A 10771-nucleotide genomic window follows, 5' to 3' on the forward strand; every position below is an offset into this window, starting at 1 on the left:
GATGAAGGCGGCCGCCAAACGGCGGAGCGGGCCGAGATGGGCCGGCTGGTTGTTCGTGCTGCCCGCGGCCGCGTTCTACGTCGTGTTCGTGATCCAGCCGCTGGCCATGACGGTGCAGTACTCCCTCTACAAGTGGGACGGCATCGGCGTGGCCACCTGGACCGGGGTCCAGAACTACCTGCGGGTCTTCACCGACCCCGACCTGTTCGCCTCGATCCTCAACGCGGTGAAACTGATCGCGTTCTTCAGCGCGGTCCCGGTCGTGCTCGGGCTGGCCATCGCGGCGACGATCCGTCGCATCGCCACCAGCCGCCTCGCGCTGGTGGCCCGCACGGTCATCTTCCTGCCGCAGGTCATCCCGCTGGTCGCGGCCGGGATCGCCTGGAGCTGGCTGCTGTCCTCGACCGGCCTGGTGAACCAGATCCTCACGGCCATCGGACTGGAGAAGATCACCCGCGCCTGGCTGGGCGACTTCTCGACGGCTCTGCCGGCGGTCGGGGTGATCGGAGCCTGGGTGCTCCTGGGACTGTGCACGCTCCTGCTGCTGGCCGGGATGAGCAAGATCGACCCAGCCCTGTACGAGGCCGCGCGCCTCGACGGCGCCGGACCCTTCCGCGAGTTCTTCTCGATCACCCTGCCCAGCCTGCGGCAGGAGATCGGGGTCTGCGTCACCGTCACGGTCGTGGCCGCGCTGGCCAGCTTCGACATCGTCTACATCTCGACCCAGGGCGGGCCAGGCAACGCCAGCATGGTGCCCGGCCTGGAGATCTACTACCTGGCCTTCTCCGAACGCCAGGTCGGACTCGCCTCGGCCCTCGCGGTGGTCCTCACCGTGCTGGTGATCGCGTGCGCACTGCCGATCCAGTGGCTCACCAGGGAACGTAAATCATGATCTTCGATCGTCGTGAGGCCTGGACCGGCCGGGTGTTGCTGCTGGTGCTGATGGCGGCCACGCTGATGCCGTTCGTCAGTCTCCTCGTCACCGCGCTCCACCCGTCGGGCAGCTACCCGATGGGTCTCGAGTGGCCCGACGACCCGCAGTGGGGCAACTTCGTCACCGCGTTCACCGCCGCCCGGATGACCGAGCTGGTCACGTCCAGCGTGCTGATCGTGCTCGGGGTGGTGCCGATCTCGCTGGTCATGGCCACCATGGCCGGATTCGCCATCGGGCACCTGCGCATCCCCGGGCGGCGGTTCGTCTTCGTGGCGTTCGTGCTGGGACTGACGTTGCCGTTCGAGGGCATCATCACACCCCTCTACTACCTCGTGCGCGACATGGGCGTGCTGAACACCCGGTGGGCGATCATCCTGCCGCTGATCGGGCTGTTCATGCCGTTCTCGGTGTTCTGGATGCGGGCCCACTTCGTGAACATGCCCGAGGAGCTGTCCGAGAGCGCCCGCATCGACGGCGCGGGGACCTGGCAGCTCTTCTGGCGGGTGCACGTGCCGCTGGCCGCCCCGGCGACCTCGTCGCTGGCGATCCTGCTGTTCCTGTGGACGTGGAACCAGTTCCTGCTGGCCATCGTGCTGGTCGACGACCCGCTGCAACGCACCATGTCCGGGGCTCTGGGGGCCTTCCAGGGACAGTGGGGCACCGACATCCCGCTGCTGTGCGCGGGCTCGCTGCTCATCCTTACCCCCACGCTCGCGGTGTTCCTGATCTTCCAGCGGCGTTTCGTCACGGCTCTGCTCCAGGGTTCACTGAAGGGATGACCATGTACGGAGCAGTCGAGGCCGGCGGCACGAAATGGGTGTGCGCGCTCGCCGACACCGACGGAAGGATCGTGGCCACCGAGGTGGTCCCGACGACGACCCCCGACGAGACCATCCCGGCCGCCGTCGACTTCTTCCGCCGCCATCCCGCCCCGGCGGCGGTCGGCGTCGCCACCTTCGGGCCGGTCGACCTGGCGAGCGGGCGCATCACCACCACCCCCAAACCCGGCTGGTCGGGCACCGACGTGGTGACACCCTTCCGGGAGGGGCTCGGGGTGCCGGTCGGGCTCGACACCGACGTCAACGGTGCCGCCATCGGCGAGCTGCGCCACGGCGCCGGGCGGGGGCTGCACACGCTCGCCTACATGACCGTCGGCACCGGCGTCGGGGTCGGCGTGATCGTCGGCGGGCGCCCGCTGCACGGGCGCACCCACCCCGAGGCCGGGCACATGCGGCTGCCTCACGACACCGCGCGCGACCCCTTCCCCGGCGCGTGCCCCTTCCACGGCGACTGCCTCGAAGGGCTGGCCTCGGGGACGTCGATGCGGCGGCGCTGGGGGCGGCCCGCCCAGGAGCTCGGGGACGGCGAGCCGTGGGAACTGGAGGCGGAGTACCTGGCGCTGGCCGTGCACAACCTGGCCGCCGTCGTGTCTCCGCAGGCGGTGATCATCGGCGGCGGGGTCGGCGGCCGGCCGGGCCTGCTCGACCTGGTCCGGGCCCGCACCGCCGAACTGGCCGGTGGCTATCCCCTGGACACCGTCATCACCCCGCCGGGACTCGGGAACCTGTCCGGGATCACCGGCGCGGCGGAACTGGCCCGAGCGGCCCTGAACGGAAACGAGAACGAGTGAGCACGACGACCCGGTGGACGCGCCGCCACCTCGACCTGATCACCGAGGATCCGGCGACGACCGCGCCGCCCATCCTCGGCCCCGTCGAGGCGGCGCTGCCCGGCCTGGACCTGTGGGACATGTGGCCGATCCAGGAGGAGGACGGTGCCACGGCCCTCTTCGAGGGCCGCGAACTCTGGATGGGCCTGACCGCCCCGGCGGCCGGCCATCCGGAGGACCGCCACGACGTCGCCCGCATCCGCCTGCTCGCCCTGGAGGAAGGCAAGTGGATCGACCTCGGGAACGTCTTCCCCGACGGCGAGTCACCGGGCAGCCGCGAGTGGTCCGGCACGGCGATCCGGCGTGCGGACGGCACCGTGTCGGTCTTCTACACGGCGACCGGGCACCGCGACGAGAAGCGGCCCACCTTCGTGCAACGAGTGGTCGAGGCGCGTCTGCCGCTCGACGGGAGACCCGGACGGCCGGGATCGGCCGAGCATCGGGAGATCGTGCGTTCCGGCGGCGAGTTCTACCTTCCGTCCGACGAACGCGAAGGGGGGCCGGGGAGGATCCGGGCCTTCCGCGACCCGGCCTGGTTCCGGGGCCACCTGCTGATCGCGGCCTCCGTCCCGTGGGGCGACCGCCACATGGGCGCCGTCGCGCTGGCCGGCCCGGAGTCCGAGGGACTGCCGCTGCGCCCGCCGCTCCTGGTCGCCGACGGGATCAACCGCGAGATCGAACGCCCGCACATCGTGGTCCACGGCGGCCTGCACTACCTGTTCTTCTGCACCCACCGCCAGTCGTTCGAACCGGAGGGCGCCGCCCCGACCGGCCTGTACGGCTTCGTCTCCGCGACGATGGAGGGCCCCTACGAACCCCTGAACGGCTCCGGCCTGGTCATCGGGAACCCGGCGGCCCAGCCCGACCAGGCCTACGCCTGGATGGTGCTCGACGACCTGCGCGTGGTCAGCTTCCTCGACTACCGGGGCCCGGTCGAGCGGGCCCACTTCGGCGGGACGGTCGCTCCGATGTCGAGACTGCGCCTGGAAGGCCCCCGCACCCGGCTCGAACCGGTCACCTGAGGAGGGGGGCCGGGCCGAAAGCCCGGCCCCCCTCCTCGCGTCGACGCGCGAAGGGCCGTGCGGTCACACGCCCGTGACGGTCCACCGGTCGCGGGCGATCAGGTCCCGGTTCCTCGTGACCGTGGCGGCCGCGTCGTCCATCGTGGATCGCTCACAGGAATCGCCACAGGCGGTCGTTGGCGCCGGTGTCGTCGGCCAGCACGATCTGGGCGCCCTGCGCGGTGGATCCGCCGCTGACGCCCAGGACGCGGCCGCCGTTGGCGCACTGGATGCGGAAGGAGCCGTTGGAGCCGTACCGCAGCCGCCAGCGGTGGTCGTTGGCGCCGGTGTCGGACCACTGGAGCGCCCGGGCGCCCGCGCTCGTCGAGGCGTTCTCGATGCCGAGGACCTTGCCGCTGTTGGAGTTGCGCAGCTTGAAGTAGCCGCCCGTGCTGGTCACGGCCGTCCACAGGTGGTCGGCGGTGCCCGTGTCGCCCCACTGGATCACCAGGCCGCCGTCGGCGGTGGACATGTTCGTCACGCCCAGCACCATGCCGCTGGCGACGTTCTGGATGCGGCGCGCGCCGGTGGGCAGGAAGCGCCACTGGTTGTCGCCGCTGCCGTTGTCGGCGTCCTGGACGGCCTGCGCGCCCTGGCTCGTGGAGCCGTTCAGGATGGCCAGCAGCTTGTTGCTGTTGACGTTGCGGATCTTGTGGGTCCCGTCCCCGACGTCCACGAGCGTCCACCGGTGGTCGGCGGTGCCCGTGTCGCCCCACTGCAGCACGCGGGCGTTGTCCGTGGTGGCCATGTTCTCCACGCCCAGGACCTTGCCGCTGTGGACGTTGCGCAGCTTGACGGCGTTGCCGTCCACGACCAGGACCCAGTCGTGGTCGGCGGTGCCGTTGTCCGCCCACTGCAAGGCCAGGCCGCCGTCGGCCGTGGACATGTTCTGGACGCCGAGGACGAGCCCGGTCGCCGCGTTCTGCAGCCGGAAGCTCGCCGTCCCCGAGCCGACCTGACCGTTGGTGCTCCAGTAAACGGTGTAGTTGTGGCCGTGGGCGTCGTGGAACGGGATGAGGTTGACGGTCGCGGAGTTGGCCGTCGCCGTGAACGTGAGCGCCGAGGTGCTCGTCCGGGTGACCGACGCGGGGTTCAGCGACGGCAGCGCCGACAGCGCGGTGTTGCCGTAGTTGCCCGACAGCACCAGCGGCCCGTAGGTGACCGCCTGGACGTTCTGGTTGTCGTTGGCGGCCTTCATGACCACGCGCATCGGCAGGCGCACGGTCACGGTGTCGCCCGAGGTCCACGACCGGGTGATCGTCGCGTACGAGCCGGGCGTGGTGGCGATGTCCTGCTGGACGTCGTTGACGCTGATCGTGGCGCCGCTCGTCCAGGAGGGGATGCGGACGCGCATCGACCACGAGCTGCCGACGTCGCCGGTGACCTGGAGCGAGACGGTGTCGCTCGCCGGGAAGGAGGTCGTCTGGGTGACCGTGATGCCGCGCTGGCTCCAGTCCAGCACCGACGGGGTGAACAGGTTCACCGTCAGCGTCGTGCCGTTGTGGAAGTAGATGGAGTCCATCAGCTTGGTGTTCACTTCGATACCGGTGCCCTGGCAGCACCAGAAGGAGTTGTAGTCAGTGCTCCAGGTGCCGCCGCCCCAGGCGGGACCGACGCCCCGGCGGCCGCCGGGGTTGAGCGGGGTGAAGTAGGTGATGTGCCCGTGGGCGTCGGCGGGGTTCTGCTGACCGATGAGGTGGTTGATCAGCGCCCCCTCGTAGTAGTCGAAGTAGTCCGCCCGGTTCGGGTCCAGCTGCCACAGTTCCCGCGTCAGTTTCAGCATGTTGTAGGTGTTGCAGGCCTCGGCGGTGTCGCGCGACAGGTACCCGGCGATGGCGTTGGGCGGCCGGAAGTGCTCGGCCTGGCTGTTGCCGCCGATCACGTAGGTGTGCGCGCTGGTGGTGATACGCCAGGCGTTGGAGGCGATGTCGCGGTAGCGGGTCGTGCCGGTGGCCTTGTACTCCCGGGCGGCGCCGATCCACTTGGGCACCTGGGTGTTGGCGTGCAGGCCGTTGAGCTGGTCCTGGTTCGCCGCGAGCGGGTTGAACACGTTGTTGTGGTCGAACCGCTGGGCGGCGGTCAGCCAGCGCGCGGTGCCGGTCTGCTGGTACAGGTCGGTCAGGACGGCGTTCATCCCGCCGAACTCGGTGCCCAGCATGGCCTGCATCTGGCTGGAGGTCAGCCGGCTCGTCCGCCAGTCGACCCACCCGGCCAGCGCCAGCAGCACGTCGCGGGCCTGGAGGTTGCCGATGTAACGCCACACGTCGAGCAGCCCGGCCAGGGTCTTGTGGATGCAGTAGTACGGCACGTTGCCGTTGCTCAGGGTGCGGTTCTCGACCGCGGTGATGTCGGACTCGGGAAAGCCGGAGAGGTATCCGGTGTTGAAGCCGGCGGCGCCGTTGTTGGCCTGGCACTTGGCCAGCTCGGCGACCATGGTGTTGGCCTTGTCGCGGCAGGTGGTGTCACCGGTCACCGCGTACGCCTGGGCCCAGGCGGTCAGGAAGTGCCCCTGCATGTGGCTGCGGAAGGGGAAGTTGGGGGCGTCCCAGCCGCCGTTGGCCGCCGCGCCCTGGGTGGACAGGCGGTGGTTGGCGCGGAAGACGTACATCAGCCGGTTGACGTCGACGAACCGCAGGTAGGACAGGGTGCGGTTCTGGTTGTCCAGCCAGCGGCCGGAGGTCAGGCGCACCTGCCCCAGCTCGAACGCGTGGGCGGACACGCCGATGTCGGCGCGGACGGGGGGGATCTCGGCGAAGGCGGGTGCGGTGCCGGTGAACTGGCCCGCGGCGGTCGCGGCGACGGTGAGGCCTGCCGCCTGGAGCAACTGGCGTCGGCTGAGGGGTGACATGTGAACTCCCAGGGGGGTGGAGTGGAGGTGGCCACGTGAACCGCCGGCGTCCGCCGCCGTCTCGGGGCCGGCAGGGACGGCGTCGACGGCGGCGAGCGGGTTCCGGCGGTTCACGTGGTCATGAGGAATCGGACTTCGAGCGTGTTGTGATCAGATGCGGTTCCACCGCTGGTTGCTCTGGCCGTTGCAGGTCCAGATCTGGAGCTTGGTGCCGTTGGCGGTGGCGCTGTTGGGCACGTCCAGGCACTTGTTCGCACCGATGGCGGTGATGCTGCCGTCGGAGTTGAACCGCCACTTCTGGTTGTTCTGCCCGTTGCAGTCCCAGATGAGGACGCCGGTTCCGTTGGCGGTGCCGTTGTTGTTGACGTCCAGGCACTTGTTGCCGTAGACCCGCAGCTCACCGGCCGCCGTGGAGGTCCACTGCTGGTTGCTCTGGCCGTTGCAGTCCCAGATGTTCACCAGGGTGCCGTTGGTCTGGGAGGCGCCGGTCACGTCGAGGCACCGGCCCGATCCCACGCCCTGGATGCGGGACGTGGACGCGGTGGGCGTGGGGGTGGGGGTGGGGGTGGGGTTGGGCGTGCCGCCGCTGACCCGGTACACGACGGTGCCGTGCGCCGGCACGCTCGCCGAGATGTTCCCGGTGGTCGAGGTGACGGCGTTGCTCCAGGCGTCGCGCAGGCCGAAGGAGTTGCCGGACAGGCCGATGGCGGACGTGGTGGTGCTGATCGTGGTCGTGCTGCCGCCCTGGTTGAACAGGGCGACCGCGACGTCGCCGTTGCTCAGGCGCTTGGCCAGGATGCGGCGGGTGCCGTCATTGCTGATCTGGGTGGCCTGGAGGCCGAGCGTGTCCTGGTTGATGGCGATCAGGTTCTGGTTCTTCAGGATCGTGCTGGTCGCGTTGTCCATGTTCCGGACGTCGTTCCCGGCGATCAGGGGCGAGGCCATCATGGCCCACAGCGCGAAGTGGCTGCGCATCTCGGTGTCGTTCATGCCGCCGCGGCCGACTTCCATCATGTCGGGGTCGTTGAACTGGCCGGGCTTGGCGTACGAGGCCAGCGGGACGGTGACGTTGACGATGTTCTGGATGCCCATCGGGTAGCCGTTGGTCTGACCGGTGTTCCAGGCGTTGGTGATGTCCTCGGTCGTGCGCCAGATGTTGGCGACGTCGCCCCAGTTGCGCATCGGGCCGGTCTTCTCGTGGATGCTGTTGGGGTTGATGCTGTAGAGGATCGGCCGCCCGGTCGCCGCCAGCGCGTCGCGCATCTTGGCGAAGGTGCGCACCTGGTCGTCGATGGTGCCGGTGGGGGAACACCAGTCGTACTTGAGATAGTCGACGCCCCAGGCGGCGAACTGCCGGGCGTCCTGGACCTCGTGGTTGAGGCTGCCGGTCGCGCCCGGGTAGGCGTTGAAGTACTGGGCGCAGGTCTTGTCGAGGGGGGCCTGGTAGAGGCCGAACTTCAGGCCCCTGGCGTGCAGGTAGTCGCCGAGCGCCTTCATGCCGCTCGGGAACCGCGAGAGGTTGGCCTGGAGGTTCCCGGCCGAGTCGCGGTTGGGGTCGAACCAGCAGTCGTCGACGACGACGTACTGATATCCCAGGTCGCGCATGCCGTTGTTGACCAGGGCATCGGCCGTCTGCTTGATCAGGGTCTCGTTGATGTTGCAGCCGAAGGTGTTCCAGGTGTTCCACCCCATCGGCGGGGTACGGCCCACGCCGTTCTCCAGGGCCTGCGCCTGGGTGGCGGGGGTGAGCGCCAAGGTCAGCGCCGCCAGGCTCAGCAGCACACGTGCTCGTTGTTTTCTCATTGGTGTCGCTCCTAGCGATGGTCAGGCGCAGGGGACCGGGGGGGTGGTCGCGCTGTCGCTGGTCATGGGGCCGAAGGTGGTGCTCGTACCGGCTGCGGGCGAGCCGTTCCACCGGGGCGGGACGAAGGTGGTGCTCTCGTCGGCCGGCCGCTGGACGACGAGGGTCGTGACCGCGACGGCCGTCAGCGGTGATCGGTGTCCTGACATGGCGCGTCTCCTGTCACTGGAAGGAGGCGTCGTCGATGTAGAGGTTGTCGGTGCCCGCGGCCGTCTCCACGTAGAAGGAGGCGTTGGTCAGCGTTCCGGTCCACGAGACCGTCGCGGTGCCGGTGAGCTGGGTCCACCCGCCGGCGTTGACCGTCTGCGCCGGGGTGAGCTGGACGTAGCTCGTCGTGCCGTTCGCGGTGAGCGTCAGGGTCGCCTTCGCGCTGGGGGTGCCGCTCTGCGAGCGGACCCACACGCTCGTGGTGTAGCTCTTGCCGTTGGTGAGCCGCGCGGTCACGTTCTGGTGCGGGCCCTGCCAGGCGGACGTACGGCCGGAGTTGAGCAGGGAGCGGCTGCCACCGTGGGCCACGGTGGTGGCCGAGGACAGGGTGCCGCCGGAGCTGGTCCAGCTCGTCGTGCCGTCCTCCATCGTGCCGTTGGCCAGCAGGTTCCCGCCGCTGCCGCCGCTCGGGGCGAACTGCCACCAGTTGAGGTTGAACAGGTAGCCGCTGCCGCCCGCGAAACGCAGGTAGAGGTCGCGGGTGCCGGTCGCGCCCGACACCGGGCAGGTGACCGACGTCCAGCTCTGCCAGCCGCCGGTGCCGGGGACGGTGCAGGTGCCCACGAGGGTGCCGGTGGCGCTGCCGAGGCGCACTTCGATCCGGCCGCCGCTGGTACCCGAGGCCACCCGGGCGGTGAAGGAGGACGCCCCGGTGCCGAAGGCGACGCCCTTGACCTTGATGTTGTCGCCGTTCTCGATGAAGCCGACGTTCATGCCGCCTTCGCCGGAGGCCTCGGTCTCCACCCCCGATGCCCAGGCGATGGTCTCGGCCTCCTGGCGGACGTACGGGTCGAGGGTGCCGACCTGGGGTGGTCCGGCGGCGGTCATGTTGATGGTCGGGATGGTGCCGTCGGCGTTGTAGGTGAACTTCTCCACGGCCACCGAGCGGGTGTAACCGCTGCCACCCGGCAGGGCGCCGTTGTGGTAGAAGAAGTACGAGCTACCGGCGAAGTCGACGATCCCGGCGTGGTTGGTGAAGCTCGACCCCTGCCTCGGCATGATCGTTCCCCGGTAGGTCCACGGCCCGGTGGCGCTGGGGGCCGTCGAGTAGGCGATGAACTCCGAGCAGCACTCGGCGGCGAACACGTTGTAGTAGAGGCCGTTGCGCTTGAAGACCCACGGCCCCTCCTCGTAGAGGGTGGGGCGGCTGGCGTTGCCGTTCCGCGTGCCGAACCCCGCCGTGGTGAGCGGAATCTGGGTCGCGCCGCCGGAGAAGGAGATCATGTCGGTGTTCAGCCGGACGTACCACAGGCGGGGGTTGCCCCAGTACAGGTAGGCCTGGCCGTTGTCGTCGATGAACGCGTGCGGGTCGATCTCGCCGTTCTCGACCAGCGGGCGGCCCAGCGCGTCACGGAAGGGCCCGGTGGGGCTGTCGCCGACCGCGACCCCGATGGCCATACCACCGGTCGCCCGGTTCCGCACCGGCACGTACCAGTAGAACTTCCCGTTGCGGGGAATGACGTGGCCGGCCCAGGCGTTGGCGTCGGCCCAGGCGAAGGTGGCCAGGCTCATGGGGGAGCCGTGGTCGGTCCAGTTGGCCATGTCCGTGGAGGAGAAGACGCGCCAGTCGCGCATGGTGAAGTAGGTCGAGCCGTCCTCGTCGTGGCCGGTGTACACGTACACGCGGCCGTTGTGGACGAGCGGCGCCGGGTCGGCCGTGTAGATCGTCTGCACGATCGGGTTGTCGGCCCTGGCCAGGGACGGGAGCAACGTGGTCAGCAAGAACAGGCTCACGGTCCAGAGAACCAGGCGGCGAGATCTCCTCCCGGCCGCGCGAAGTACGGGTCTCACCTGTTGTCTCCCTCAGGCGGTTTCGACGGGGGGTGTTGGTGGCCCCGGACGCGGCGGGTCAGAGCGCTCGCCGCGTCCGGGGCTGTTCAGGGGGTGATCAGCAGGGGAGTTGCTCCGGGTCAGCAGGATGATCTGGGCTCCCTGCGTGACCCGGGGGCGGGCTCGGCCTCGCGCCGAGCCCGCCCGCTCCAACGTCAGGAACGTCTGAGCCGGATCGGTGTCACACCGGTCAGCGCTGGAGTGTCAGCAGGCCCGGCCGGTAGGGCAGGAGGCCGTAGTCGACGCCGTCGGAGTTGGGGTTGCGGCCCTGGTAGAGCAGCTGGAGGTTGCAGGGGTCGACGGTCATGGTCTGGTCGGCGCTGGTGCGCAGCAGTTCGCCGTGGCTGATGTCGTTGGTCCA

9 protein-coding genes are annotated in these 10771 nt (G+C 69.7%); 4 read left to right on the forward strand and 5 right to left on the reverse strand.

Annotation, left to right across the window (positions count from 1 at the left end; translation table 11 throughout):
* The first annotated feature begins 1 nt into the window (after position 1).
* From ACTOQ2_RS24125 to ACTOQ2_RS24140, 4 genes are read left to right on the forward strand one after another with little or no spacing between them, the layout of a single operon-like run.
* Positions 2–892: a carbohydrate ABC transporter permease gene (locus tag ACTOQ2_RS24125; RefSeq protein ID WP_440102365.1), complete on the forward strand. Its 891-nt coding sequence runs from the start codon at positions 2–4 to the stop codon at positions 890–892.
* Complete coding sequence (locus tag ACTOQ2_RS24130; RefSeq protein ID WP_440102368.1) at positions 889–1713, forward strand: carbohydrate ABC transporter permease; 825 nt, start codon at positions 889–891, stop codon at positions 1711–1713. Before ACTOQ2_RS24125 ends, ACTOQ2_RS24130 begins: the two co-directional genes overlap by 4 nt.
* Positions 1710–2564 (forward strand): ROK family protein, encoded by an 855-nt coding sequence (locus ACTOQ2_RS24135; protein ID WP_440102370.1) that lies wholly within the window; start codon positions 1710–1712, stop codon positions 2562–2564. The genes ACTOQ2_RS24130 and ACTOQ2_RS24135 overlap by 4 nt, the downstream gene beginning before the upstream one ends.
* The gene (locus ACTOQ2_RS24140; protein ID WP_440102372.1) at positions 2561–3625 is read left to right on the forward strand and encodes a glycoside hydrolase family 68 protein; all 1065 of its coding nucleotides are present in this window, start codon (positions 2561–2563) and stop codon (positions 3623–3625) included. The genes ACTOQ2_RS24135 and ACTOQ2_RS24140 overlap by 4 nt, the downstream gene beginning before the upstream one ends.
* Before the next feature lie 151 nt (positions 3626–3776).
* Here ACTOQ2_RS24140 and ACTOQ2_RS24145 read toward each other — a convergent pair whose 3' ends face one another.
* The 5 genes from ACTOQ2_RS24145 to ACTOQ2_RS24165 all read right to left on the reverse strand — a co-directional run.
* Positions 3777–6512, reverse strand: coding sequence for a beta-L-arabinofuranosidase domain-containing protein (locus ACTOQ2_RS24145; protein WP_440102374.1), 2736 nt, complete (start codon positions 6510–6512; stop codon positions 3777–3779).
* Positions 6513–6662: 150 nt separating this feature from the next.
* Positions 6663–8315 carry a glycoside hydrolase family 27 protein gene (locus tag ACTOQ2_RS24150; RefSeq protein ID WP_440102376.1) on the reverse strand — a complete coding sequence of 551 codons (1653 nt, stop codon included), beginning with the start codon at positions 8313–8315 and terminating at the stop codon, positions 6663–6665.
* Positions 8316–8336: 21 nt separating this feature from the next.
* Entirely contained in the window at positions 8337–8522 is a 186-nt protein-coding gene (locus ACTOQ2_RS24155; RefSeq protein WP_440102378.1) for a hypothetical protein, read from the reverse strand.
* Between the two features lie 13 nt (positions 8523–8535).
* Complete coding sequence (locus ACTOQ2_RS24160) at positions 8536–10371, reverse strand: family 43 glycosylhydrolase (protein ID WP_440102380.1); 1836 nt, start codon at positions 10369–10371, stop codon at positions 8536–8538.
* A 229-nt stretch (positions 10372–10600) separates the two neighbouring features.
* A partial coding sequence (locus ACTOQ2_RS24165; RefSeq protein ID WP_440100479.1) for a non-reducing end alpha-L-arabinofuranosidase family hydrolase occupies positions 10601–10771 on the reverse strand: 171 nt, incomplete at its 5' end.

It is taken from the genome of Streptosporangium sp. H16 (assembly GCF_051918855.1).
Classification (GTDB): Bacteria; Actinomycetota; Actinomycetes; order Streptosporangiales; family Streptosporangiaceae; genus Streptosporangium.